This window comes from Ruegeria sp. YTSA135, from assembly GCF_059610165.1.
The window spans coordinates 14,642-39,641 of the sequence record NZ_JBXWNC010000014.1; the positions used below are offsets into that span (position 1 = coordinate 14,642).

Below are 25,000 nucleotides of genomic sequence, written 5' to 3' on the forward strand. Positions count from 1 at the left end.
GTGCATCATGGAAACGCGAATCTGTCGGCTACATGCGGCCCATGACCTGAGGATTGAAACTCAGACCGTTCGTGATCTCGGACCGGATGACGTGCGGATCGCGGTTGGTGCCGGGGGGATCTGCGGTTCCGATCTGCATTATTATCACGACGGGGGCATAGGTCAGATCAGGGTGCGGGAACCGATCATTGTCGGCCATGAGGCGGCCGGTCATGTGACGCAGGTCGGGATGAACGTGACCGGGTTTGCCGCAGGTGATCTGGTGGCGATCAACCCTAGCCTTCCATGTGGGCGGTGCGGTTTCTGCAAAAGGAACGAGTTCAATCACTGCACAGAGATGCATTTCATGGGCTCTGCATACCGAATGCCGCACGAACAGGGGATGTTTCGCGAAATCCTGACCGTACCCGCCTCGCGCGTGCACCGTTTCACCAATCCGATACCTGTGAAACAGGCCGCTTGTGCGGAACCTCTTGCTGTATGTCTTCATGCCGAGGCACAGGCAGATTGCCTTCACGGAAAAACCATTTTGATTACCGGAGCGGGGCCGATCGGTGCGCTGATGACCTCAGTCGTTGCTCGGAATAATCCGCGCGACTTGATCGTGACGGACCTTCACGATTTTCCTCTGTCAGTCGCGAAAGAGATGGGGGCGTCTGAAACAATCAACGTCGCGGATCGACCCGAGGCATTGGAGCCTTTCCGCCTGAACATGGGACAGTTTGACGTGGTGTTCGAATGTACCGGATCGCCTGCTGCCATTGCCGCTGCATTGACCATGCTCAGACCACGTGGAACCATGATATTGGTTGGCGTCGCCGGAGAGGTCAGCCTGCCCCTGAACGTAATCGTAAGCAAAGAAATCCGAATGATCGGAACCCATCGGTTTCATCCTGAATTTGCCGAGGCCGTGCGGCTGATTGACAGTAGTGAAATCAACGTCGAACCAATAATTAGCCGATCCTTCAACATCGAAGATGCCACCGCGGCCTTCGATCTTGCCGGGGACAGAACTCAGGCCATAAAAGTCCACCTTACGTTCAAAAAGGATCGCAAGTTATGAGCGGCATGAAAATTGCATGTGTCGGTGAGGTGATGCTTGAATTGCAAGTGTCCACGGTCCCCGGGCCGGCGCAGGTCGGGGTGGCAGGGGATGTTCTCAACACAGCGATCTACCTGCGTCGTATGTTGCCCGAGAACCATAGCGTGAGTTTTGTCAGCCTTCTGGGGGATGACCGCCTGTCCGATGACATTGTCAGGTTCATAGCCGAGCAGAACATCGACACGTCTCGATTGACACAGTTGAGAAATAAACTACCCGGAGTTTATGCGATCAGCACCGATGAAGCAGGTGAGCGGAGTTTTCAGTACTGGCGACAGAACTCAGCAGCACGGCAGTTGTTTCAGGCAGAGGCAGAGCCACGCTTTGACATGCTCGCAGGGTTCGATCTTATCTACCTGTCCGCGATTACTCTGGCCATCCTGCCGCAGAACGTCCGGCTTTGCCTTCTGGACTGGATTGACAGCTATCGCGCGCGGGGGGGGCTTCTTGCCTTCGACTCGAACTATCGCCCTAAGCTCTGGGAGTCGGAACATGCAGCACGCGAAATAATCGGGGCATCGTGGCGCCGGTGCGACTTTGCCCTGCCTTCGGTGGATGATGAGTTGGCCGTATTTCACGAGAAAGACGAGGCTGAAGTCCTCACCCGGTTTAGCGACTATACGGGCTGTGTTGGTGCGTTGAAACGGGGTGTCTTGGGGCCAAAATCCATCAACGAAGTCACGACCACATCCTCCTTTGAACCAGCGCGAAACGTTGTGGATACTACAGCAGCTGGCGATGGGTTTAACGGGGGTTATCTGGCTGCAAAATTGTCGGGGCTGTCCCAGTCAGAGGCGCTTGATCAGGGTCACGAATTGGCACGCAGAATTATTGGTTTTCGAGGTGCGATAATCCCTGTTTGATATTAGGCTTTGCGGCTGGCGGTGTGTCCGGATGCGGAATATGGCAGTGGCCGCTGGATCGATGAAACTGAATTCGACTGTTTGCGTGGTCATTTAAGTTATTGAAATAAATTACTATTACGCGCGAGCTAACTTGCGATACATCCTCTCATGATCGTGAATTGATAATTTGGATGCGCAACGACACCTAACACGCATGAAAAAGCTTTTGGCCTTACTGCTATTGGCAGCCACCGCGACATCTGCTCAGGACTTGCAGGGTAATGATACCGCAAGCAACTGGAAGGGTACGCATCACGCCAGATTTGGCATTTGGAACTCTATATGTGACGAGCGGGTAGAATATGGCGAGCTTGTTCAACGATGTTACTTAAGATGGGTGGACGTCTTCTCACCACGTCCAAACTTCGCAGGCCAATTTATCTTTATTGTCCCGGAAGACACAGGGTACAAGGTTGAATTTGGAATAGAGCCGGGGACTTTTTTCCACCCCAATGGGTTTCGCATCGAGCGGGGAGGAGAGGCCGTTTGGCGCACCCGTTGGCCCGGATGCCTCACCGGGCTTGGATGTGATTTCTACGAAGATGACGCCGACGACTTGATCGGTCAGATGAGACAAGGCGGTGCTTTCCTTTTTGACTTCCGCGACAGACACGGTGTGTCCCGTACACTGAATTGGCCTTTGGAAGGCTTTGACGATGCGTGGGCAGATTTTCAGCAGCAATCTCGGCTTCGCGACCTGATCGAATAGACGTTCTTTTCTTCGTATACGTCTGGTCAGCAAAGGTATGAGTTAGTTCGTGTTCAAATCCGATATGCCGACTTTTTTCGTGATGAGGAAAGCCAGACACAGAACTGCTGACATGGCCAGATATGCGCTAATCGCGTTAGGGGCGAGCGATGGCACACCAAAAACCAGTTGCCAGCCATTCCCTCCGGGTATGAACACAGCCGCTACGCCCATCAAAGCGCCGCCAAAAAAGGATCGAATTGCGGACCGGAATTTGGGGATCTCAAAACGAAAGTCACGGTTTGCAAGGGCAGATACGACCCCTCCGAGAACGACAAGTATGGCGGCTACTAACGCCACCCACGTGCCTGCCTGTTTGCTGGGATCAAACAACTGTAAGGCGTGGGTGGTCAGCATTCCCATGTAAATCCAGTTTTCCGTCGTCGCGAATAAAATGCCACCACCCACACCCACGATGAGCGTTGCCCGGTACGGGCCCAAACGAAACCCGGTTCCGTCTCGTATACCGCTTACCCAGCGAAACATGCGTCGAGACACCGCCGAAAAAAATATGAGACCATACAGAGTGACGAGAGCCAAAGCCGGTAGAGAATACGTGTCAAGCGCAGACGGCATCTCTCTCAGGCTATTCGTATCGGTATAAAGAAAGATGACGGCCAGGGATCCAACCAAAATTCCAAGCACCGTCACGAGAAACTTAAGGTTCCCACCGGTTAAATGCGCAAGAGTGCCAAGCCCACAAGCGCCGTTCAGCCATGCTCCGATGCCAAACGCGGCGCCGGCAAGCAAGGTATTCAGTGTCGGCGAAGCACCGGAGGCGAGGCCAACTTGTTCCGGAAACACCCAGTGGAGAGGAACGATTACTGCACCGGCACCTGCTGCCGCCACTCCGAAAGCTCTCATACGAGAAGTCTTTTTGTTAACCACCAAAGCTCTCGTGGCGAGTACAACACAAACCGAACCACGTCGGATAGAGTAACCCACCAAAAACGCAAGCAAAAATATAAGCAAATTCGAGAGCACCGACACCATCCTTTGCATACACGTTAGTTGGCGGGATAATGAGCAACCAAGAATAACCTATGATCTGCCTCCCGCTGGTCCCCGTCCACAACGAAAGTCTGCGAGTTAATGGTATGCTATCTAACGTGCCTTTGGCCGGTGTTAGATTTTCCGCGGTTCCATCAGGTTCCCGGGCTGGTGTCGTGAACTAATTTCATCACGTCTGCCAAGACCTTGCGCCCGATAGCCCCGTGCGGAGGTTCCTAATTGAAGTCTGCACACCAATCCTCCAATCTTTCTGCTGTTTCTTCAAGGCTAATGAATTAGGATGCATTCAAGCTTTCCGCCCGGAACCGAGCTATGCGTTGCGTGACGGTCACCTTTCATCCTTTCGCTGTAACCGATTGCATTAATCCAACGTGTCTGACGTCGGTACCTACCGGACAGGTTTAGGGGGTTGAGCAACAAAGGATTTCAGGTTTGAAGCAGCCTACATGGGGCTGCACCGCGTGCGCAATGATCTGAGAAGGAAACCGGTGCCTCTTATAGCTGACGGGTGATGAATTCGTCGATGCCACCCACGTCCAAATAAAAACAGGAGCAATCGAACGACGCTTAACGTGGCAACTCACACGCGCTGTTGGACACTCATCCAAAGAAACAGCTGCCCGACTACAGCAATACGGTTGAGTGGAAAACCTAGCGGTAAGTGCGTACTTCCATCGGTGTTGTCTCAATTGCGGTCAGGATTTCCTGCAGCAGCAATTCCTCAGCTCGGTTTTTGACCGTGGCCGGGTTCCAGACAACGTGAACGTCGATGGCGGGCAGACCTTCGTAAGGAGGAACCTGCCAAAGTTGCTGATCGCGGACATCCCGGGCAGCAACGTGCAGGGGGAGGGGGCCGATACCAAGACCAGCCATAATCATGCGCCGGACTTCTTCCAAATGGCTTGAGACGCCGGTGATCTTCTGCCCCAATTCGGCTTGAGCCCTCATGACAGTGACCGGTCGCAGTACATCCTGGAGGCGGTCCGTTTCGAAACTTACCGAGCTTTGCCCCGCCAGATCCGAGAGGCACAGGTCCTTTCGTCCAAACAGCGGGTGATTAGGGCCACAGAACAGCCCAAAGTATTCACGATATAGGCGGCGGTATTCGAGTTTGGGGTTGTGATCCTTCACTAGGCAAACCGCAAAGGATGCCCGTTTCGCCGCGACCTCGGCAATGGCATCGGCGCTGGAATGTACTTCGAGTGAGAAAGTTGCAGCGGGATGGTTTGCATGGAAACGGGCCAGAGCGTCATCGAGCACGGGGCACACGACGTGGCTGGCAACTGCGATCTTGATGTTGCCCTGAACCTTGTCCGTCAAGTCTCGTAGCAAGGTCGAAAGACGCAACACGGATCCGTTGATCTCGACAGCTTCACGATAAAGCAGGCGGCCTGCATCGGTCAGCGCATATCGGCCCGGTGATCGGTCGAGCAGTTTGCGGCCAATCCGGTCTTCGAGTTTTTTTAAAGCCGCAGAAACGGAAGGCTGACGAAGCCCAAGTTGATTGGCGGCATCGGTAATAGAATGACTTTCCGCAAGAACAACAAAGGTACGCAGCAGGTTCCAATCCAACTCACGCGCTACTCGGTCGGGATCGTATTGGCTGGCTAAGTCGGTCATAGATAGCAACTATACTCAGAATTCTAATTATCTATTTGATCTATGATTGTAGCATTAGCACTGTAAGGGCAAGAGTTTACCCGAGGCCCGAAATGTCAATCGAAACCCGCGAAGCGCGACAGCCGTGGATTTTGCTTTCACCAGCACTTGCCGCAGTGGCATTGCTGCTGTTCGTGCCCTTGATGTTCATAGTGGTCTACAGCTTTTGGCTTCGCACGGCGACGGGGGCGGATCAGGTCGGATTTTATCTGGATAACTGGAACGAAGCACTGACCGATCCGTTCTACCGCGATATCCTGATCAGCACCCTTCGCATTGCTGCAATCACAACCATTGTCTGTGCGATCATGGGATACCCTTCGGCCTATTTCATCGCCAGATCGAGGGGGAACAAGGCAATTTTGCTGCTGCTTTTGATGCTGCCGTTTTGGATCAGTTACATCATTCGCACGATGAGCTGGATCAACATTCTGGGCGTGTCCGGTGCATTCAATTCGCTGCTGTTGTCGCTTGGGATTATCTCTGAACCGATACAGATGCTTTACAACGAAGCAACGGTCATCTTGGGCCTGGTGCACTTCCTCCTGCCATTCATGATCCTGAACATCTATGTCAGTCTCGATGGGATCGATACCAATCTGGAAGACGCCGCAAACTCGCTTGGTGCAACCAAATGGGAGACGTTTCTGCAAGTTACCTTGCCGCTATCGCTGCCCGGGTTAGCCGCCGGTGGGTTGCTTTGTTTTGTCTTGGGTGCAGGGACTTACATCACGCCACTGGTCCTTGGCGGACCGCGGGATGCCATGTTCGCGAACCTCGTTTTCGAAGCCATTATCACCCAACTCAACTGGCCGCTTGGTTCCGCACTGAGCCTGATGTTGTTGGCTGTATTGGGGGCGCTGGTGATGATCTACAACCGGTATCTGGGCATGGCTCAGCTGATGAAGGGGCTGGGTTGATGGAAGGTGGAAAAATGGGATGGAACCTGATCCGGGCATGGTCAATTGGTGTTTACATTTTCATGTTTCTGCCGGTGGCCGTTGTCGTGCTGCTCAGCTTCAATGCCTCGCAATTCGGCAGCTTCCCGATGACTGGATTTTCGCTTCGCTGGTTTGTTGAGCTGTGGAACAATGAGGCAATTCTGCGGGCCTTCCGGACGTCGATCGTGTTGGGGCTAATGACCGCGCTGATTTCGACCACGCTTGGGGTTTTGGCAAGCCTTGCATTGGTGCGCTACAGGGTGCCGGGTGCCAATACCATCTCGACCTTGCTGATTGCGCCGATACTGGTGCCTGAGGTTGTTCTGGCTGTCGCCCTTTTGTTGTTCCTGAACTTTCTTGGCATCAACAAAAGCTTTGCACTGCTGCTGTTTGGTCACGTGATATTCACCCTGCCTTTCGTGATATTGGTGGTGCAGGCCCGGCTGATCAGCATAAAGCGCGATGTTGAGGAGGCCGCGATGAGCCTTGGCGCAACTCCGGTTCAGACCTTTTTTCAGATCACCCTGCCGCTAATGTTGCCAGCAGTTCTGGCCGGTGCACTGTTCGCATTTACGATTAGCTTCGACGACATCACCGGCACGTTGTTCTGGAAGCCCGGTGGTGTTGAAACCGTCCCCACCCAGATCTTTGCCATGTTGCGGAATTCGATCTCACCCGAGATCAACGCGCTTGGCACCGTGATGATTGTCATGACCGTTGGACTGCCCCTTCTGGGGGTCGGGATCGCACGGCAATTGGCCAAAAAGAGCGGCACATAGGAACCGCCACTTTCAAAACTGAACACCCGACAAGGAGAGATAAATGACCAAGAAAATGGACAATACCACTCGATACGAACGCCTTCGCGAACGCTATATGAACGGAGACATCGACCGCCGCGGTTTTCTGGGGCTAATCGGTGCGGCCGGCCTGGCCTACGGTGTCCAGACGCCTTTTGCCAAATATGCGCATGCCGCCACTGATCAAGTCCGTTTCGACGGCTGGGGCGGTGTCGTTTCCGAAGCGTTTCGCAAGCACGCTTTCGATCCCTACACCGAGAAAACCGGCATTGCCGTAGTTGACGGAACCTTTGGGGGAGGCGACGAATACCTGAGCCGCGTCAAGGCCAGCCAGCCGGGAGAGTACAACATCGCCCACCTGTCCGGCGTTTTCGACTACGCGCGCTATCACGGGTTGGAACTGACTTCGGAACTGAACGAAGACAACATTCCGAACCTGGAATTCGTGATCCCTAAACTGGTGGATGTGTTCCGTGGGGTGACAGACGGTAAGTTGAGCTGTGTTCCATACGACTATGGAACCACCGGGTTGGCCTACAACCGCAAGTATGTCAGCGATGACCAGATGCAGGAAATGGGCGCGAAAATCCTGATCGACGAAAACCTGAAAGGTAAGATCGGCGGATGGAGCGATTGGCGCACCCGGATGTGGTACGCCGCGTTGCAAACGGATCAGGACCCCAACGGCGTCACCGATGAAGAAGCCGCGTGGGATGCGGTTCGTGCGCACCGAGATCTCGCGCTGAAATACTGGACCTCTGGCGCTGAGTTGATGAGCTTGCTGGCCGAAGAAGAAATCTATGTGACCGAAGGCTGGTCGGGCCGCATTTATGCGTTGCAAGAGCAAGGTCATGACATCGGTTACATAGATCCTCCCAATGGGTTTGGCTGGCAGGAATGCCTGTTCGTGATCAAGGGATCGCCGATGGAGGCTTGCGAGGAGCTGCTGAACTTCATGCTGGCGCCGGAAACGTCGATTGCAGTTGCCGAGGGGCAGAATTATCCTCCGGCGCTTGACCCGAAAAAGGTCGATCTGGGTGAAAAGATTCCGACTCTGCCGGCGTTTGACCCGACAGGAACGCTGGCTGGTCTGACCTTCGCCAATCCCGACTACTGGAACGGGCACGAGGCCGGATGGTCCAAGACCTTTGGTCGTGTCCAGAAGGGCTACTGAATCAATCTCTTCCCCGGGTTTAACCCCGGGGAAGCCCAAGAATCCGGAGAATGTTCCATTGAGTTCCGTCACACTGAAAAACATCGTGAAGCGCTTTGGATCGTTCACGGCGGTGCATCCCACCAACCTCGAAATTCCCGAGGGGGCCTTCGTTACCCTTCTTGGGCCATCGGGTTGCGGTAAAACTACCAACCTTCGGATGATTGCCGGTTTGCTGGACCCGACCGAGGGAGAGATCTTGATTGGCGGCAAGCGTGTCAACGATGTGCCAATTCACAAACGAAACCTTGGTATTGTCTTCCAGAACTACGCACTCTTTCCGCATAAAACCGTGGCTGAAAACGTGGCGTTCGGACTGAAATATCGTGATGTGCCCAAGGCCGACATTGCGGGCAAGGTGAAGGCGGCTTTGGACTTGGTGCAATTGCCGGATGTTGGGGACCGGTACCCCAAGGCTTTGTCAGGTGGGCAGCAGCAGCGCATCGCGCTTGCGCGGGCGATTGTTGTCGAACCCGAGGTGCTGTTGCTGGATGAACCGCTTTCCGCGTTGGATGCCAACCTGCGAGAAGACATGCGGGTCGAACTGAAACGTATTCAGCACCAGATTGGAGTGACGACTGTGTTCGTCACGCATGACCAATCCGAAGCGCTGGCCATGTCCGACACGATAGTGGTGATGAGCGCTGGACGTGTCGAACAAGTCGGCTCGCCTTCAGACGTGTACAACACGCCAGCTAGCGAGTTTGTGGCAAATTTCCTTGGGGCATCCAACATTTTGGCTGGGCATTGCGAACAAAAGGACACTCACGGCGTAGTGGTCGATGCTCCGCTGTTTGGAAAAGTCTGCGTGCCTTCGGACAAAGCCGCTCAGGTTCAACAGGGACCGGCCAAGCTGGTGCTGCGTGCGGAAAAACTGACGTTGTTTGATGAGAAAACAGTGACCGATGGGCTTATCACTGCCCCCGCTCGTGTCGAAACAGTTGATTATCAGGGTCAAACGGTACGCTATTTCGTGCGCGTGGGTGACACGCAATTGCAGGCCATCAACATGATTGACGACACACCGTTTGCCGAGGGCAACATGGTGACCGTTGGTTTCCGCGCGCAGGATTGCGCGGCGCTGCAGGGGGGCTGACATGTCTCATCTGTTCTATCAGGGCCGGGGTCGCAAACCCGTTCTGGATCAGGCCCGCGGCGTCTATATGTGGGATAAGGATGGTAAACGCTATCTGGATGGTTCATCTGGCGCGATGGTTTGCAATATAGGGCATTCAAATCCCAACGTGCTGGCCGCAATGCGGCAGCAGATGGAGAAATCGACCTTCGGCTATCGCCTTCATTTTGAAACAGAAGCTTCTGAGAAACTGGCCGCAAGGTTGGCTGCGCTGTCCCCCGAGGGGCTGAACAAGGTTTTCTTTGTCTCGGGCGGTTCGGAGGCTGTGGAAAGTGCGCTGAAGCTTGCTAGGCAGTACATGAAAGCCGTCGGGCAGGGCAGTCGATGGAAGGTTATTTCACGGCAGCCTTCATACCACGGCAGCACTTTGGGGGCGCTTGCCGTGACAGGCTATGAACCGCTGAGCGCGCCTTTCGAGCCGATGTTGCGGCAGATGTCCAAGATCCCCGCACCGCGAGCGTATCTTGATGGTCTTGACCCCAATGACCCAGAAACCGGTCGCCACTATGCCGACATGCTGGCCGCAAAAATTGAAGAGGAAGGGCCGGAAAGTGTGATGGCTTTCATTGTCGAGCCGATCGGTGGGGCATCAACCGGGGCATTGGTGCCGCCGGTCGGTTACATGGAGCGTATCCGCGAGATCTGCGACGAATATGGCATCCTGATGATAGCTGACGAGGTGATGACCGGGGCAGGGCGCACAGGACGCTTTCTGGGCTCGGATCATTGGTCTGCCCGCCCTGATATTCTGGTCATGTCCAAAGGTATTGGATCAGGTTACGTGCCGTTGGGCGCAACGATCGCGGATGACTATCTGGTCGAAGCCGTGCTGGATGCAGGTGGGTTTGCGCATGGGTATACTTATGCCGGCAATCCGCTGGCCTGCGCCGCCGGGTTGGCTGTTGTCGAGGAAATCGAATCCCAAGGTCTCTGTGCAAATGCAACCCGCATGGGGGAAAAACTGCTCGCGCGGTTGCATGGCTTGATGCAAAAGCATGACATGATCGGGGATGTGCGTGGTAAAGGTCTGCTGACGGCCTTTGAACTGATGGCTGACAGGGACAAAAAGACCCCGTTGCCCAAAGAGTGGAATGCCTATCAGAGAGTTGTGGATATTGCCTATGAAAAGGGGCTGATCGTCTACTCTCGGCGTACGCGTGACGGGATAGAAGGGGATCATATTCTTGTATGCCCGCCGCTGATCACGTCTGACACGAATTTGGACGAAATTATCGAAGGTCTCGATGCTTCACTGACCCAGTTTTCCGGCGAGATCGCTGGAAAGGCAGCGTAACATGTCCAAAATTCTGATCACATGCGCAATCACGGGCTCGATCCATACACCAACAATGTCGCCGCATCTGCCAGTCACGCCCGATGAGATTACGGCGCAATCTGTCGAAGCGGCGGAGGCTGGGGCCGCAATCCTGCATCTACACGCCCGAAATCCTGATACCGGGCAACCCTCGGCCAGTGTTGACGATTTCATGGGCTTCTTGCCTCGGATCAAACAGTCCACCGATGCTGTTTTGAATATTTCCACCGGGGGCAGCGCAGTAATGTCGCTTGACGACCGCCTCGCAGCTCCAAAGCGCGCCGAACCGGAAATGTGCAGCCTGAACATGGGCACGATGAATTTTGCGCTTTATCCGGCGGCTGACCGAATTTCCGAGTGGAAACACGATTGGGAAGAACCGTTTCTGCGCAATTCAGATGACCTGGTCTTCAAGAATACGCCGCGGGACATGGTGCGCATTTTGGCCGAGATGGGCACCGAACGCGGTGCGCGGTTCGAGTTCGAATGCTATGATGTCGGCCATCTTTACATGCTGCGCCATTTCGTCGACCGTGGCTTGGTCGAGGGGCCGCTATTTATTCAGTTCGTATTTGGAGTGCTGGGTGGGATCGGGCCGGACCCCGAAAACCTGACGCATATGAAATTGATAGCAGACAAACTGTTTGGGCAGGATTATTACTATTCTGTTCTGGCAGCAGGGCGCCATCAGATGCCGCTGATCACGATGGCAGCGGCAATGGGCGGCCACGTCCGCGTCGGGCTGGAGGACAGCCTGATGATATCGCGCGGGGTACTGGCAAAATCAAACGCCGAGCAAGTACAGAAAATTCGCCGAATTGTCGAAGATCTTGGCCGAGAGGTGGCTAGCCCAACCGAAGCGCGGGTAATGCTGGGTCTGAAAGGCGCAGACAGGACGGCTTTCTGATGCAGGTTAGTTTGCGTGTCGCCGAACAGCGTGATGCCGAGCGCCTAAACACGGTACTGCGGCGCTTGTCAGACGATTTGAATGACCAACATACCGCCCGGGCGGCGGACCTTGAAAACGTGGGCTGGGCGGATGTGCCGGGCTTTCGCGCCGTTCTTGCCGAAACGGATGAGATCGTGGGCGTGGCGCTATATTCCCCGGTTTTTTCGACAACGCGAGGCGGTGCCGGGATTTTTGTTTCTGATTTATGGGCTGCTCCGGAAGTGCGTGGAAGGCGACTTGGCGCACGCCTGTTAAGTGCAGCTCTGGCAGATGGGGTCGAGTTGTGGGGCGCCAATTTTATCAAGCTCAGCGTGTATGATGACAGCCTCAACGCTCGACGGTTCTACGACCAGTTGGGGTTTGAGCCCCTTGAGGGGCAAATCGAACTTATCTTGGACAAGGCCGGGTGTGCGGCCCTGAGAGGTGAAAAATGAAAGCGGTGTTTGACGCGCGGCAGTGGCGACACGATCCGAAACACTTCATGGCGAACGGGGCAATCTTACCCAATCCGGAACAGCCAAAGCGGATCGAAGTATTGATGGCCGGAGCGGAGGCCGCAGGTTGCGTTTTCCAGGCTCCAAGAGACGCTGGGCTTGGGCCGATTGCGGCACTGCACTCGGCGGAATACCTGACTTTCCTGCAAAATATCTATTCACGCTGGCGTAGGATTCCCGACGCAGGTGAGGAAGTTATCCCGAACATTCATCCTGCGGCCCGGACAGATGGGTATCCCAAGTCTGCCGTTGGACAGGCCGGGTTTCATCAGGCCGACACCGCTTGCCCAATCTCTGAAGGGACGTGGGAGGCTGCTTATTGGTCTGCTCAATCGGCGATCTCGGGGGCTGACCTGATCAGGGGCGAGGAAAGGTCAGCTTATGTGCTTTCGCGTCCCCCCGGACATCACGCGTTTGGGGATCTGGCGGGCGGTTTTTGTTTTTTGAACAACTCCGGAATTGCTGCGGAACGTTTGCGCGCGGCGGGCCTTCGACCAGCAATATTGGATGTTGATGTGCATCACGGAAACGGAACTCAGGGCATCTTCTATACGCGCGACGACGTGTTGACGGTTTCAATCCATGCCGACCCGGCGCGCTTTTACCCATTCTTCTGGGGCCACGCACAAGAGCGTGGGGAAGGGCGAGGAATGGGTTACAACCTTAACCTGCCATTGGAACGGGGAACCGGCGATGACGACTATATGGCAACGCTGGATACGGGTTTGCAGCGGGTTCAAAGCTTTGGTGCAGACGCCCTTGTCGTGGCGCTCGGGTTGGATGCATCAATTGACGATCCGTTTAAAGGTTTGGCTGTAACGCAAGACGGGTTTGCGCGCATTGGTACAGCTCTTGCGAAAACAGGACTGCCCGTGTTGTTCGTGCAGGAAGGTGGCTATTTGTCCGATAGTCTGGGTGAAAACCTGACACGGGTTCTAACCGGATTTCAGGAGGCGGCGTGAAAACTGCGGATGCCATTGTGATCGGCGGCGGAATTGCCGGGATCAGTGCCGCGGCTGAGCTAGCGGGCGATATGTCTGTTCTTGTTCTTGAAGCCGAAAACCAGGTTGGCTACCACGCAACGGGTCGCTCTGCCGCAATTTTTATTCGCAACTATGGCAACGAGACGCTCCGCGCATTAAACACGGAATCCGCTCCGTTTCTGCAAGAGCCCGACGGAGTGAGCGAACAAAGCCTTCTGTCTCCTCGTGGTGAGATGCTGGTGGCGACGGACGAAGAGCTCGATGCGCTCGACGCCTACAAAACCGGGTCAACCGGGCTTGAGGAACTGACACCTGCTCAAGCGGTCGAACTGGTTCCGATCTTGCGAAAAGACGCTATCGCAGGTGCCGTGATTGAGTGGGACGCGCAGGATATCGACGTTGACCGAATGCTTGCAGGGTATGTCCGATTGCTGAAGGTACGCGGTGGCAAGGTTGAAGCCAACGCACCAGTTACAGGGCTACACCGAAGCTCCGGCTTCTGGACCGTGCAGGCCGGTGATCAGTGCTTCCAGGCCCCGACGGTGATCAACGCCGCAGGAGCCTGGGCTGAAGGAATAGCCCGGAAGGCAAATGCGACTGACATTCGTTTATTGCCAATGCGTCGCTCGGCAGCGTTGTTACCTGCGCCCTCGGGTTACGAAATCCGGAATTGGCCTCTTTTCGCCAGCGCGACCGAGCAATGGTACGCCAAGCCAGAAGCGGGTAAGCTGATGGTCAGCCCAGCAGATGAGGACCTTGTCGACCCCCATGACGCGTGGGTTGAAGACATGGTTTTGGCAGAGGGCCTTCATCGTTTCGAACAAGCCGTTTCCATCCCAGTCACGCGCGTCGAAACCAGTTGGGCTGGTCTGCGTACTTTTTCAAATGATCGCACGCCGGTTGTCGGATATGACCCGAAGGCTGAAGGTTTTTACTGGCTGGCTGGGCAGGGAGGTTATGGTGTCCAAACCGCCCCGGCGTTGGCTCGTTTAACTGCTGCCTTGATCTGCAATTCCAATCCCGGCTTGCAACCTGACATCGTTCGGGCGCTTGATCCGAGTCGTTTCAATCCCTGACCACGAGGAAAACATGACAGACATCACTCGACATCATACCGCCACGCGCATGAGTCAGATCGTTGAACATGGTGATACGATCTACCTTGCAGGTCAGGTTGGCACCGCCGGTGCGCCGGTCGCGCAGCAGACGCAGGATTGCCTTGACAAGATCGATGCGTTGCTCGCCGAGGTTGGAAGTGACAAGACACGCATTCTTCAGACAACAATCTGGTTAGCCGATATGAAGGATTTCGCCGCAATGAATGCCGTCTGGGACGCCTGGGTGCCAGAGGGGCACGCGCCAGCCCGTGCCTGCGGTGAGGCTAAGCTGGCAACCCCCGAATACCTGGTGGAGTTCATAGTGGTCGCGGCGCGCTGAGCTTGCAGCCGACCCGCAGGGTGGTTTCGTCTATAAGCCAGCCTAGGGCTTTCCTACGGCGCGTCCTTCAGCGCGGTCAGCCAATTGCGGCCCGAATTGCTGCACCCAAGGATACAGCGTCAGGCGATCAACCATCACGCAACGCTCCGAGAGAAGATCAGCTGTATCTTGATGCGAAAGCGGGTGCCGCAGATACATACGCACAGCACATAGGATGATAGCCGCAGAAAAGCGGTGGCGTTTGAGCGGGGCCTGTCGAGATAGTGATTGCACCGGTTTTTACCAGAAAAATTGGATTTCTTCTGGCAAGCAACAGCCGCTGAAGGAACCGATTTATGCTTGGTGGTCATGTCCCCGTCGTTGTCGCATGCGGACTTCGGAAACTTCGGCGTGTCGCAAGGAAAGCCCCCCAACTTCGATTTGCGGGTACGTGGTCGCCGCTTTACTTTCTTGTCTCCCTTGGAGCGGGCTTGCGCCTGTCCGTTGTCAGGGGTTTTGCGACAAGCTGCGGCTTGATCTAAGAGAGGGTGTGGCCCATCCGATTGGTCCGACTATGCTGCGGATTTGCAGTGAAGCAAGCGCCTGGATACGATTGTCCTCCGTTTGCTCTTTTCCCGGTGTTTCAGAATGGTCTGCCCGCGCCCGAAGTTGACATCAGCCGGAAAACGCTGACTTTTGAACGCGGGCTAACGGGTCATGTGAGGCCTTTCTTGCTCCGACCAGAGTCATACGGCGGAACAGTGCAACAGCCCGCCAGGAGTGCCCGTTCAGAAAATCTCGAACAACCCGGCGGCCCCCTGACCTCCACCGATGCACATAGTGACAACGCCCAACTTCGCGCCGCGACGTCTACCTTCAATCATCAAATGCCCTGTCATGCGGGCCCCTGTCATGCCAAAAGGGTGACCGATAGAGATTGAGCCACCGTTGACATTGCAAATTTCCGGGTCGATTTCCAGGCGGTCCCGACAATACAGCGCTTGGCTAGCGAAGGCTTCGTTCAATTCCCAGAGGTCAATGTCGCTCACCTTCAGGCCATGGCGTTCCAACAGGCGCGGTACGGCAAAGACAGGGCCAATACCCATTTCATCGGGTTCGCAGCCAGCAACGGCAAATCCCCTGAACGCGCCAAGCGGTTCAATGCCTTCATGAGCGGCCACGTCGGCGTCCATCACAACAAGCGCAGATGCCCCATCAGACAGCTGAGATGCGTTGCCCGCTGTGACGAAGTTGCCGTCGCCGCGCACGGGGGCGAGACCTGCAAGACCCTCGAGCGTGGTATTTGGACGGTTGCAATCATCCATGCTGAAGGTCACGTCCTTGCGGGTGACCTCGCCTGTTTCCTTGTCTTTGAACGCCTGGGTGACAGTGATCGGCACAATCTCATCGTCCAGCTTTCCCGCGGCTTGTGCGGCAGCGGTACGTTTCTGACTTTCCAAGGCCAACGCGTCTTGCGCATCACGGCTGACGTTATAGCGCTTGGCAACGATGTCGGCAGTCTGGATCATGTTGAAATAAAGCTCGGGCTTGTTTTCGACAATCCAACTTTCCTGTGCTTGCGGGGGCCGAGACGGAGGCATTTGGCTGATGCTTTCCACACCGCCTGCAATTGCGGCCGGCACACCTTCCTGCACGATTGTATGAGAGGCCATCGCCACTGCCTGCAAACCCGACGAACAGAAACGGTTAATCGTTGTGGCGGCTACGGTTACGGGCAGACCCGCACGGACAACAGACTGCCGCGCGATGTTGCTGCCAGTCCAGCCTTCGGGGTAGCCGCAGCCGATGAACGCATCTTCCAGAATGTCAGGGTTGACGCCTGCACGCTTTACCGCATGCTCGATTGCGTGGCCGGCCATGGTTGCACCATGGGTTTCGTTTAAGGCACCACGATAAGATTTTGCAAGACCTGTCCGGGCTGTTGAGACGATAACTGCTTGTTTCATGGAAATGTCCTTAGTCGTTCAGGCTAGAGAAGAGTTTGCCTTCGGAGGCAAGCTTTTCCAGTAGGGGGGCAGGTTGCCAAAGAAATGCATCCTCCTTGGCAAACCTATGGATGTCTTCAAGGATTTTTGCTGGGCCAACAGCATCGGCATAGTGCATAGGACCGCCGCGCCAGCGGGGGAACCCATATCCATTGAGCAAGACGACATCCACATCAAGTGGACGCCGGGCGATGCCTTCTGCGACAACGCGTGCTGCTTCGTTGATCATCGCCGCCATAAAGCGATCCACAATTTCGCCGTCACCCAGTTCGCGCGGCGTGATGCCCTTGGCCTTACGTTCGTCCGCAATGATGACGTCCACTTCAGGGTCAGGTGTTGGACCGCCCTCACCGTAGATATAGAACCCACGACCGGTCTTGCGGCCAAAACGGCCTGCTTCGCAGATGCGATCCGCAAACTCGGCATAGGTCTCGCGCGGGTCGCGTGTGGGGGCGAGGCGTTTGCGCGTGGCCCAGCCGATATCCAAACCTGCAAGGTCGCTTACGGCAAATGGTCCCATGGCGAGGCCAAATTCCCGCAAGGCACGATCAACGGCAAATGGGCTTGCGCCTGCCAGTACGGTGCCATCAACGGCTTTTCGGTAATGCGACAAAATGCGATTGCCAATAAACCCATCACAGACCCCCGCTCGCACAGCGATCTTGCGCATCGTCTTGGCAAGAGCAAAGCCTGTCGCGGTGACAGCTGGCGACGTTTGGTCGGCGACGACTACCTCTAGCAGTTTCATCACATGAGCCGGAGAAAAGAAGTGAAGGCCAACAACGTCCTGCGGGCGGCTTGTCACTTGGGCGATTTCGTTAATATCGAGGTAAGAGGTGTTGCTGGCAAGCACAGTGCCCGGTTTGCAAACAAGATCAAGCTGGGTGAAGACATCCTTCTTCACCTCCATGCTTTCAAAAACGGCTTCGATTACCAGATCAGTCTCAGACAGGGCCGCATAGTCGCTTTCAGCGTGGAAGCGTTTGGACATCAGCGTTTCAAACGTCGCCTGATCAATCTTGCCGCGCTTTACCGAACTTTCCAGTGTACTCGCGACAGTCTGATGCGCTCGTTCAGCGCTCTCGGGATCTCGTTCGATCAGAGTGACATCAAGACCCGAGAGAAGGGCTGAGGTTGCGATACCGGCACCCATGGTGCCGCCACCAACCACGCCGATCTGTGCAACGTTCCGGGGCTCAACGCCTTCGAGCTCCGGCAGTTTCGCAACTTTGCGTTCCGAAAAGAAAGCATGGATCAGTGCGCTTCGTTGATCGGTTTCCATCATCTTTCGGAATAGTTTGCGTTCTGCACTGAGACCTTCGGCAAAGGGCAGTTTCGCCACAGCCTCAAGTGCATCCACGCAGGCGAGGGGGGCAAGCTGCCCCGCACGGGTCTTGCTCAACTTGGCACGCGCCGTTTCAAAGACCGATGGATCATGGCGCTTCACGTCCAAGGCGGAGACGGGGCGTGGGCCTTTGCCGTCCTTCACCAGGTCTTTTGCAAATGCAACGGCTGCGGCAGTCACATCTGTCGTGTTGGTGACAAGATCGACAAGCCCAAGCGCGGAGGCTTCCTTCGCTCCAATTTGCTTGCCGGTCGTGATCATATCAATCGCCGTCTCAAACGAAACAAGGCGTGGTAGTCGCTGGGTGCCACCAGCGCCGGGCAGAAGGCCCAACGTGACTTCGGGAAGGGCAAAGCGTGCCTTTGCGGTGGCGACGCGATAATGACACCCAAGCGCCAATTCCAGACCTCCACCAAGGGCCGTGCCGTGCAGGGCTGCAACAGTTGGTTTGGGAATGGCCTCTAGCGCGTTGATGACATCCGGCAGCAAGGGCTCAACGGGAGGTTTACCGAATTCGCGAATGTCGGCGCCTGCAACAAAGGTTCGGCCCGCGCAAGCCACAACAACGGCTTGAACGCCCGCATCGTTGGATGCTTTCTGCGCCAGTGACTGCAACTCGGCACGCACGGGCTGTGAAAGCGCATTAACCGGGGGGTTATCGATTGAAATGACGGCGATACCGTCTTGAACGTCATAATAGACAACAGAGGTCATGGTGTATCCTGTTGATGTGCCACACGGGCTTGAATATTTCTTACTCTCTCAAAAGCTTGAAAACACCCGAGGCCGTCGCCAACAAAGTGCCATCCTCGGTGCGCAGTTCAGCCGAAGCAAACTTGGTGCTTTTGCCACCACCTGTGACATTGCCCGTGGCAACCACCCGGCCAGAGCTTGCAGGGGCGATGTAATTCACCGACAGCGACATGGTGAGAACCGCGCGATCAGGATCGCCGCTGTCATTTCGAACGGCCAGACCGCACCCATTATCCAGAAGCATGGCTACGAAACCGCCATGCAAAACGTTCACTCTGTTAAGGTGTTGCGGTCCAATGTTCAGCGCGCAGATACCGCTGCCTTCGCCGAAGACGCTGGATTCATAGCCAACAAAGCTTTGTGCGGCGGACTCGTCGTCTGTGTTCATGCCGCATTCTCTTTTTTCATGGCAATCAGACGCATTGCGTGATCGTGACGCCCACCGAGTTGGTGATCCAGCATGATCAGGCGTTTCGCGTAGTGCGCGCCCGGGTATTCCCACGTCATACCGATGCCGCCGTGCAGCTGAATAGCCTCTTCGGCGCAGAGCTCAGCCGCGCGCCCAATCAGGTTTTTTGCCATCGAAGTATGGCGACGCTGATCTCTAGTCCCATAGCTTGCAACGGCGCGGATTGTGATCGACCGGGCTTGTTCCATCCACATGGTCATATCCACAATACGATGTTGCAAGGCTTGGAACGAGGCGATGCTACGGCCAAATTGTTTGCGCTGCTTCAGGTAGTCTGTTGTCATTGAGACAAGAGCTTCCATCGCGCCCACGGCCTCGGCACAAAGCGCGATACGCCCCAAATCCAGCACATTTTCGATAAGTTCTGCGCTGGCTGCTTTTAGAGGCCTTGCCGGGGTTCCTTCAAGCAGCAGGTCAGCGATACCGCCACCATCCTGCATAGGTGCCGCGAGAAGTTGAACAGAAGTGACGTCTTCTATCAGGTACAGGCCAAGACCCTGATCGTTTCGGGCAGCAATCAACAATAGGTCGGCACCCGGCGCGCCGTAAACCGAGGATTTACGACCAGTCAGCTTGCCATCTTCGTCTGCGACCGCGCCGATTAGGGAAAGATCCTGCGAGATTTCCGGCTCAAAAACAGCAAATGCGGGGCGGTGGGCACCGGCCATGATCTGCTCGACAAGATCAGTTTCGCCGCACTCGGCCAAAAGACGCAGACCCAAAAGAGTGCCCAGATAAGGATCGGTACTGAGTGCACGGCCAATTTCTTCAAAGACAACCGAAACATCTTCGGCGGAGCCACCCAATCCGCCAAGGTCTTCTGAAACAAATGCGCCTAGTATCCCCAGTTCAACCATTTCCGACCAGGCTGTTTGATCAAAGAAAGGCGCTGTCCAGGCCGTGTCGTTGCGCCGCTCTGGTGTGCTGGTTTCTTGCAAGAACCGGCCGAACATATCGGCCAGCATGGCGTGATCTTCGCTGCGTTCAAAATTCATCGGCTAATCCCTGAACAGTGTTTTTGCGACGATATTGCGCTGAATCTCGTTGGAGCCACCGTAAATCGACAGCTTTCTGTTGTTGAAATAAACGGGGGCCGCGCGGGCGGCTTCGGGTGGCAAGGCGATCTCATTATCAGACAGGCTTTCTGCATCTGGCGCCGCCGCATGGCCAAGGGCCGAGCGATAGAGGCTCAGGATGCCTTGGCGTACCTGAGTACCGCGGATTTTCATCAGCGAACTGTCGATACCGCTTGCTGCGCCATCCCGCGTCCGCGCGAGGGCGCGCAGATTGGCCACGCGCAAGGCTTCCAAATCCGCCTCAAGTTCGACTGCTTGTGCCGCATAAAGCGGGTGCTCTGCCAAAGATACACCATCGCGACGCACATCAGCGGCCATCTGATGATAGCGCTCCAGATCGCGCGCTGAAAAGCCGACACCGGCGATGTTGGTACGCTCGTGGGTCAGCAGATATTTCGCCACTGTCCAGCCTTCGTTTTCCGCGCCAACGATATTTGCGACAGGGACGCGCACGTTGGTAAAAAAGACCTCGTTCACCTCATGGCCACCGTCGATTAGACGGATAGGGCGCATTTCGATGCCGGGCGTGTCCAGGTCCACGAGGACAAAGCTGATGCCTTCCTGAGGCTTAGCCGTTTGCGATGTGCGCACGAGACAGAAGATGCGGTTGGCGTGTTGACCAAGGGTTGTCCATGTTTTCTGACCATTGATCACGTAATGATCGACATCACGCTCGGCACGGGTTTTTAGGCTTGCCAGGTCCGAACCGGCACCCGGCTCGGAAAAACCCTGACACCACCAATCGCGGCCATCCAGAATACGGGGAAGATATTCGGCCTTCTGTTCGTCTGTGCCATAGCGGATCAGAACAGGGCCCAGCATCGCAAGCCCAAAAGACAGCAGACGTGGCGCACCAGCAAGGGCGCATTCTTCCGCAAAGATGTGGCGTTCAACAACGTTCCAGCCGGCGCCGCCATATTCTTCTGGCCAAGTCGCCGCGAGCCAACCGCGCGCGTTCAGGATCGCGTGCCAACGCTCAATATCCTCTCTGGTCAGCTCTCGGCCCGAGCTTGTTTTGGCAACAAGATCTTTTGGCAGGTTTTCCGCCAGAAAGGCGCGAACTTCGGCCTGAAAGGCCTGTTCCGTATCTGAGTAATCCAGGTTCATTTCATGTCCTTTCGCGCCATTGTCCGGTGGCTTTGCCATTCACTCCGCATTGGGTGCGCGGTCCAAGACATCAGCAAAGTGAGACAACAGTTTGTGCTTGATGATCTTGCCCGTGGCTGCTTGCGGCAGGGCATCAGAGACGATCACGCGCGTCGGCACCTTATAGGCTGCCATGCGTTCCCGCGCCCACTCGCGCAGCTCTGATTCAGATACTTGTGCATGCGCGCTGACAAAGCCGATCACGTCCTCATTGCTGTCGCGGGCGCGGCCCACAACTGCGGCCAAAGTTACGGCGGGATGCGCGGCCAATACGGCCTCGACCTCTGGTGGGTAAACATTAAAGCCAGAGTGAATGATCAGCTCCTTCGCGCGGCCCACGATATGCAGTGTGCCGTCTTCTTCTTGCTTGGCCAGATCTCCGGTGCGGAAAAAGCCATCGTCTGTCATGGCTTTGCGTGTGGCTTCAGGATTGCGGAAATAGCCTTTCATGACGTTTTCGCCGCGGACACATAGTTCGCCGACTCCGTCGTCATTTGGGTTTTCAAGGCGGACTTCAACGCCCGGCAGCGGGGGGCCTACGGCGCTGTCATTGCGCGGTGCGTCCATCAGTGTAAGCGCCACGCTTGGCGAACATTCCGAAAGCCCATATCCATTGTGAAGTGCCAGGCCAAAAAGATTCTCGGTCTGCGTTTTCAGTGCCATGTCCAAAGGCGCACCACCGGCATAGATGTAGCGCAGGTTGTGATCGGCTTTTTCGACCTTCTGCTCGCGCAGACGCTTGTTGATTGCGGCAAAGATCTGGGGAACAGCCGGAAAAAGCGTCGCTGTCTTCAACTGCTCAATCACATCATCCACGTCAAAACGGGGGCGCACGATCAAGCGTGTCCCGCCACGAACGGCACCAAGAAAAACAGAAGAAAGCCCAAAGATATGCGTGCCCGGCAACACAGCCAGCATCACATCTGACGGCATAAGGCGCCGGGCGTCGGCAGAAAGTTGGGATACAAACAAAAGGTTCCCATGAGTCAGCATCACGCCTTTTGGCTCACCCACGGTGCCGGTCGTATATATCAGGATCGCGGTTTGCGTGCGGTCAGGCTCGACGGGTTCAACCTGTACGTCGCGGATAGCGGATACAGTAAGCGAGCCACAAGCCAGAGGTTTTAGCTCAACCCGGCCCATGCGATCAGCGTGCGCTGCGGATGCTGGCGATGCATCTGGCGTAAATAGAGCACAGCGTGCCTCGCTCAGCTCAGAAAGTCGCAGAACTTCAGTATCTGTAAGGCGCGCATTGACCAGAACCGCCCAGGCTTCAAGGCGGCTCAGCGCAAAGATCGCTACAAGATAGGCCGCGCAGTTTTCGCTGATAAGCAGCACCCGGTCGCCGGGACGCACGCCATGGTCTACCAGGCGTTCAGCGGCCAGTTGGCTCATCTCATTGAGTTCGCCATATGTGTAGGTTCGACCGTCATAATCCGATAGTGCAATAGAGTTTTGATCCGCTGCAATCAGGATTTCGTGGATCCGGTTCATCAGGTGTTTTCTCCCGCAAGGTCTGTGCTGCGCCGCCGCAGGGCCACGAGAAGGGGTAGGATCGCAACAAGGATACCAGCAATCAGGCTTGGTCCGAAGGGTACGCCTACATAGTCCATTTCTGGCAGGGCAATCAAAAACCCCGCAACAAAAAGGACAATGCGCAACGGAAACTCGCCTGCGCCGGAAAGCGGTCCTAAAAAGATAACGTAGCCCTGAAGCGCCATGCACATCAAAGCCAGACCCAAAAGGGCACAGGTTACAGCGATAAAGACTTCGATCGCCGGGGATTGCGCAACCAGCGCAGGATTGAGCACAAAGAAAAATGGCGCGATGTAGATAATTCCACCCAGTCGCATGGCCTCCAGTCCTGCCTTCATCGCGCTTGTGCCCGCCATGGTCGCCGCAGCATAGGCGCCAAGCGCCACAGGAGGTGTGATGTAGCTGACCATGCCCCAATAAAGAATGAAGAGATGCACCGCGAGTATGTTGAGGCCACCTGCCTCCAGTGCGGGCGCAAGAACCACAGCCAAGAAAATATAGCAGGCGGTTACCGTCATACCCATGCCAAAGACAAAGGCTGTCATGGCACCGGCGATCAACAGGATAAAGACGTTATCTCCAGCCAGGGCCAGAAGCTCGTTTACCAGCGTACCTGCTAGGCCAGTGGCCGAGAAAGAGCCGACAATTAAACCGACGCCAAGAATGATTGCTGTCAATTCGGTCAAACCGGTTCCGACACGTTTAAGAACGTCAATGAGGCCTGCTACCGTAAGGCGGTAATGGGGGAAAATCTGGTTGACGAAAAGCAGCAGAACCGTCGCATAGAAAGGTGCAGCAGTTTCCTGGCGCAGCACGATCATCATGAAAATCAGAACTGCAAAAACCAGCACATAGGGCCAACCTTCCCGCAAGGTTGCATTTAGCCGAGGCAGATCGGGCCCGGACATGCCGCGCAGACCAAGGCGTGCGGAATAGGCGTCAATCTGAACAAAAAGCCCAAAGTAAAACAGCAGGGATGGTATCGCGGCGGCAATCGCGATCTCGACATAAGGCATCGACAGGAAAAAGGCCATGACAAAGGCCGTCGCACCCATGATCGGTGGTATCAACACACCCCCTGTCGAGGCGCAGGCCTCGGTCGCTGCGGCTGTCTTCGCTGAGAAGCCAGTACGACGCATCGCCGGGATCGATACCGCACCAGTTGTCAGGATGTTGGAAATCACACTGCCAGACATCGAACCCATGAACCCGCTGGCAAAGATCGAAACCTTCGCGGCACCACCGCGGTATCGGCCGACAAGGGCAAGGGCGAGATCGTTGAAGAACTGCTCGCCGCCCGTGTGTTGAAGCACGGCGCCAAAGATAATGAAGCCGATCACCACACCCCCGAACGCGCGCATGGGAATGCCAAGATGCTTTCAGAGGAATAAACGTGATAGGCAATCGCTTCCGAAAATGTACTCTGAAATCCGGAAAACGGATCTGGCACATCTCCTGCGAAGGTTGGATAAAGCGAAAAAAGGGCCACGATTGCGAACAGGACTTTTCCGCCGGCTCGGCGTGTAGCTTCCAAGACAAGGGCAAAAAACACATAGGCGACCCATTGGGCCGTTTGGGGGGCTGCGTATTCCCAGCCTTCGGATAGATTGAGCTTCGCCACCCAAGCCAGATAGACACCGCTGGCAACAGCGACGGTGGCAAGAATCCAGTCATAAAAGGCGACTGGTCCAAGACGCTCGCCGCGACGATTGAAGACAAGAAAACTCAGCGACAGGAAGGTGGCTGCGAGAAGGGCAAGATACCTGCCATCCAAAAGCACGATTCCGAACAGCTGAATGTTGAACAACTGATGAACGACAAGAAGAATTGCGCCAGTTGTGCCGACGATCAGCGCCAGATTGCGCCCGGTGTCGTAGGTTTCAGCTGTTCCGGCTTCGTTTTCGAGTTCTTGCATAACAAGACCTTTTTGTCGGCACGTTCAGCGCGCCGCAGAGAATTGTTTTAGCCCGGCCCAGCTTTTCCGTCGGGCCAGACAGA

General features: G+C 55.6%; 23 protein-coding genes. 13 read left to right on the plus strand and 10 right to left on the minus strand.

All coding sequences use genetic code 11. The features are described from left to right. Positions 1–7: 7 nt before the first annotated feature. From AC2FIT_RS16755 to AC2FIT_RS16765, 3 genes are all read left to right on the plus strand, one after another. Positions 8–1,063, plus strand: a complete 1,056-nt coding sequence (locus AC2FIT_RS16755; protein WP_496831174.1) for an L-idonate 5-dehydrogenase — start codon at positions 8–10, stop codon at positions 1,061–1,063. After that, positions 1,060–1,965, plus strand: coding sequence for a sugar kinase (locus AC2FIT_RS16760; protein ID WP_496831175.1), 906 nt, complete (start codon positions 1,060–1,062; stop codon positions 1,963–1,965). Before AC2FIT_RS16755 ends, AC2FIT_RS16760 begins: the two co-directional genes overlap by 4 nt. Before the next feature lie 196 nt (positions 1,966–2,161). Continuing rightward, a complete protein-coding gene (locus tag AC2FIT_RS16765) occupies positions 2,162–2,716 on the plus strand; it encodes a hypothetical protein (RefSeq protein ID WP_496831176.1) in 555 nt (184 codons plus the stop codon). 42 nt (positions 2,717–2,758) lie between these two features. Here the strand turns inward: AC2FIT_RS16765 and AC2FIT_RS16770 are convergent, their stop codons facing one another. Further along, the gene (locus AC2FIT_RS16770) at positions 2,759–3,757 is read right to left on the minus strand and encodes a YeeE/YedE thiosulfate transporter family protein (protein WP_496831177.1); all 999 of its coding nucleotides are present in this window, start codon (positions 3,755–3,757) and stop codon (positions 2,759–2,761) included. A 660-nt stretch (positions 3,758–4,417) separates the two neighbouring features. Beyond that, positions 4,418–5,386, minus strand: coding sequence for a LysR family transcriptional regulator (locus AC2FIT_RS16775; protein WP_496831178.1), 969 nt, complete (start codon positions 5,384–5,386; stop codon positions 4,418–4,420). A gap of 92 nt (positions 5,387–5,478) precedes the next feature. Between AC2FIT_RS16775 and AC2FIT_RS16780 the strand changes: the two genes are divergently transcribed. The 10 genes from AC2FIT_RS16780 to AC2FIT_RS16825 are packed head-to-tail and all read left to right on the plus strand — an operon-like array spanning position 5,479 to position 14,692. After that, a complete protein-coding gene (locus AC2FIT_RS16780) occupies positions 5,479–6,345 on the plus strand; it encodes an ABC transporter permease (RefSeq protein ID WP_496831179.1) in 867 nt (288 codons plus the stop codon). A gap of 14 nt (positions 6,346–6,359) precedes the next feature. Further along, entirely contained in the window at positions 6,360–7,145 is a 786-nt protein-coding gene (locus tag AC2FIT_RS16785) for an ABC transporter permease (RefSeq protein ID WP_496831272.1), read from the plus strand. 55 nt (positions 7,146–7,200) lie between these two features. Continuing rightward, entirely contained in the window at positions 7,201–8,340 is a 1,140-nt protein-coding gene (locus AC2FIT_RS16790; protein ID WP_496831273.1) for an extracellular solute-binding protein, read from the plus strand. A 58-nt stretch (positions 8,341–8,398) separates the two neighbouring features. Continuing rightward, on the plus strand, positions 8,399–9,475 hold the full coding sequence (locus tag AC2FIT_RS16795; protein WP_496831180.1) for an ABC transporter ATP-binding protein: 1,077 nt from the start codon (positions 8,399–8,401) through the stop codon (positions 9,473–9,475). Position 9,476: 1 nt separating this feature from the next. Next, a complete protein-coding gene (locus AC2FIT_RS16800; protein WP_496831181.1) occupies positions 9,477–10,808 on the plus strand; it encodes an aminotransferase family protein in 1,332 nt (443 codons plus the stop codon). 1 nt (position 10,809) lies between these two features. Beyond that, positions 10,810–11,736: a 3,5-dioxohexanoate:acetyl-CoA acetone transferase gene (gene kce / locus AC2FIT_RS16805; RefSeq protein ID WP_496831182.1), complete on the plus strand. Its 927-nt coding sequence runs from the start codon at positions 10,810–10,812 to the stop codon at positions 11,734–11,736. Continuing rightward, positions 11,736–12,212, plus strand: a complete 477-nt coding sequence (locus AC2FIT_RS16810) for a GNAT family N-acetyltransferase (RefSeq protein ID WP_496831183.1) — start codon at positions 11,736–11,738, stop codon at positions 12,210–12,212. Before kce ends, AC2FIT_RS16810 begins: the two co-directional genes overlap by 1 nt. Beyond that, a complete protein-coding gene (locus AC2FIT_RS16815) occupies positions 12,209–13,234 on the plus strand; it encodes a histone deacetylase family protein (protein WP_496831184.1) in 1,026 nt (341 codons plus the stop codon). Before AC2FIT_RS16810 ends, AC2FIT_RS16815 begins: the two co-directional genes overlap by 4 nt. After that, a complete protein-coding gene (locus tag AC2FIT_RS16820) occupies positions 13,231–14,331 on the plus strand; it encodes an NAD(P)/FAD-dependent oxidoreductase (RefSeq protein ID WP_496831185.1) in 1,101 nt (366 codons plus the stop codon). The genes AC2FIT_RS16815 and AC2FIT_RS16820 overlap by 4 nt, the downstream gene beginning before the upstream one ends. Before the next feature lie 13 nt (positions 14,332–14,344). Then, positions 14,345–14,692, plus strand: coding sequence for a RidA family protein (locus AC2FIT_RS16825; RefSeq protein ID WP_496831186.1), 348 nt, complete (start codon positions 14,345–14,347; stop codon positions 14,690–14,692). A gap of 767 nt (positions 14,693–15,459) precedes the next feature. Here the strand turns inward: AC2FIT_RS16825 and AC2FIT_RS16830 are convergent. From AC2FIT_RS16830 to AC2FIT_RS16865, 8 genes are read right to left on the minus strand one after another with little or no spacing between them, the layout of a single operon-like run. After that, positions 15,460–16,638, minus strand: a complete 1,179-nt coding sequence (locus AC2FIT_RS16830) for an acetyl-CoA C-acyltransferase (protein WP_496831187.1) — start codon at positions 16,636–16,638, stop codon at positions 15,460–15,462. Positions 16,639–16,648: 10 nt separating this feature from the next. Beyond that, on the minus strand, positions 16,649–18,736 hold the full coding sequence (locus AC2FIT_RS16835; RefSeq protein WP_496831188.1) for a 3-hydroxyacyl-CoA dehydrogenase NAD-binding domain-containing protein: 2,088 nt from the start codon (positions 18,734–18,736) through the stop codon (positions 16,649–16,651). 40 nt (positions 18,737–18,776) lie between these two features. Continuing rightward, positions 18,777–19,163, minus strand: a complete 387-nt coding sequence (locus AC2FIT_RS16840; protein WP_496831189.1) for a PaaI family thioesterase — start codon at positions 19,161–19,163, stop codon at positions 18,777–18,779. After that, positions 19,160–20,239 (minus strand): acyl-CoA dehydrogenase family protein, encoded by a 1,080-nt coding sequence (locus tag AC2FIT_RS16845; protein WP_496831190.1) that lies wholly within the window; start codon positions 20,237–20,239, stop codon positions 19,160–19,162. Before AC2FIT_RS16845 ends, AC2FIT_RS16840 begins: the two co-directional genes overlap by 4 nt. Positions 20,240–20,242: 3 nt before the next feature. Next, positions 20,243–21,427, minus strand: a complete 1,185-nt coding sequence (locus tag AC2FIT_RS16850) for an acyl-CoA dehydrogenase family protein (protein ID WP_496831274.1) — start codon at positions 21,425–21,427, stop codon at positions 20,243–20,245. Between the two features lie 39 nt (positions 21,428–21,466). Continuing rightward, positions 21,467–22,960, minus strand: a complete 1,494-nt coding sequence (locus tag AC2FIT_RS16855; RefSeq protein ID WP_496831191.1) for a class I adenylate-forming enzyme family protein — start codon at positions 22,958–22,960, stop codon at positions 21,467–21,469. Then, positions 22,960–24,363, minus strand: coding sequence for a TRAP transporter permease (locus AC2FIT_RS16860; RefSeq protein ID WP_496831192.1), 1,404 nt, complete (start codon positions 24,361–24,363; stop codon positions 22,960–22,962). The genes AC2FIT_RS16855 and AC2FIT_RS16860 overlap by 1 nt, the downstream gene beginning before the upstream one ends. After that, positions 24,339–24,917, minus strand: a complete 579-nt coding sequence (locus AC2FIT_RS16865; protein WP_496831193.1) for a hypothetical protein — start codon at positions 24,915–24,917, stop codon at positions 24,339–24,341. Before AC2FIT_RS16865 ends, AC2FIT_RS16860 begins: the two co-directional genes overlap by 25 nt. Between the last annotated feature and the right edge of the window lie 83 nt (positions 24,918–25,000).

Coding starts and splice junctions, on each gene's coding strand:
- AC2FIT_RS16755 (WP_496831174.1), top strand. CDS start 8: ATGGAAACGCGAATCTGTCGGCTACATGCGGCCCATGACCTGAGGATT.
- AC2FIT_RS16760 (WP_496831175.1), top strand. CDS start 1,060: ATGAGCGGCATGAAAATTGCATGTGTCGGTGAGGTGATGCTTGAATTG.
- AC2FIT_RS16765 (WP_496831176.1), top strand. CDS start 2,162: ATGAAAAAGCTTTTGGCCTTACTGCTATTGGCAGCCACCGCGACATCT.
- AC2FIT_RS16770 (WP_496831177.1), bottom strand. CDS start 3,757: ATGCAAAGGATGGTGTCGGTGCTCTCGAATTTGCTTATATTTTTGCTT.
- AC2FIT_RS16775 (WP_496831178.1), bottom strand. CDS start 5,386: ATGACCGACTTAGCCAGCCAATACGATCCCGACCGAGTAGCGCGTGAG.
- AC2FIT_RS16780 (WP_496831179.1), top strand. CDS start 5,479: ATGTCAATCGAAACCCGCGAAGCGCGACAGCCGTGGATTTTGCTTTCA.
- AC2FIT_RS16785 (WP_496831272.1), top strand. CDS start 6,360: ATGGGATGGAACCTGATCCGGGCATGGTCAATTGGTGTTTACATTTTC.
- AC2FIT_RS16790 (WP_496831273.1), top strand. CDS start 7,201: ATGGACAATACCACTCGATACGAACGCCTTCGCGAACGCTATATGAAC.
- AC2FIT_RS16800 (WP_496831181.1), top strand. CDS start 9,477: ATGTCTCATCTGTTCTATCAGGGCCGGGGTCGCAAACCCGTTCTGGAT.
- kce (WP_496831182.1), top strand. CDS start 10,810: ATGTCCAAAATTCTGATCACATGCGCAATCACGGGCTCGATCCATACA.
- AC2FIT_RS16810 (WP_496831183.1), top strand. CDS start 11,736: ATGCAGGTTAGTTTGCGTGTCGCCGAACAGCGTGATGCCGAGCGCCTA.
- AC2FIT_RS16815 (WP_496831184.1), top strand. CDS start 12,209: ATGAAAGCGGTGTTTGACGCGCGGCAGTGGCGACACGATCCGAAACAC.
- AC2FIT_RS16825 (WP_496831186.1), top strand. CDS start 14,345: ATGACAGACATCACTCGACATCATACCGCCACGCGCATGAGTCAGATC.
- AC2FIT_RS16830 (WP_496831187.1), bottom strand. CDS start 16,638: ATGAAACAAGCAGTTATCGTCTCAACAGCCCGGACAGGTCTTGCAAAA.
- AC2FIT_RS16835 (WP_496831188.1), bottom strand. CDS start 18,736: ATGACCTCTGTTGTCTATTATGACGTTCAAGACGGTATCGCCGTCATT.
- AC2FIT_RS16840 (WP_496831189.1), bottom strand. CDS start 19,163: ATGAACACAGACGACGAGTCCGCCGCACAAAGCTTTGTTGGCTATGAA.
- AC2FIT_RS16845 (WP_496831190.1), bottom strand. CDS start 20,239: ATGAATTTTGAACGCAGCGAAGATCACGCCATGCTGGCCGATATGTTC.
- AC2FIT_RS16850 (WP_496831274.1), bottom strand. CDS start 21,427: ATGAACCTGGATTACTCAGATACGGAACAGGCCTTTCAGGCCGAAGTT.
- AC2FIT_RS16855 (WP_496831191.1), bottom strand. CDS start 22,960: ATGAACCGGATCCACGAAATCCTGATTGCAGCGGATCAAAACTCTATT.
- AC2FIT_RS16860 (WP_496831192.1), bottom strand. CDS start 24,363: ATGCGCGCGTTCGGGGGTGTGGTGATCGGCTTCATTATCTTTGGCGCC.
- AC2FIT_RS16865 (WP_496831193.1), bottom strand. CDS start 24,917: ATGCAAGAACTCGAAAACGAAGCCGGAACAGCTGAAACCTACGACACC.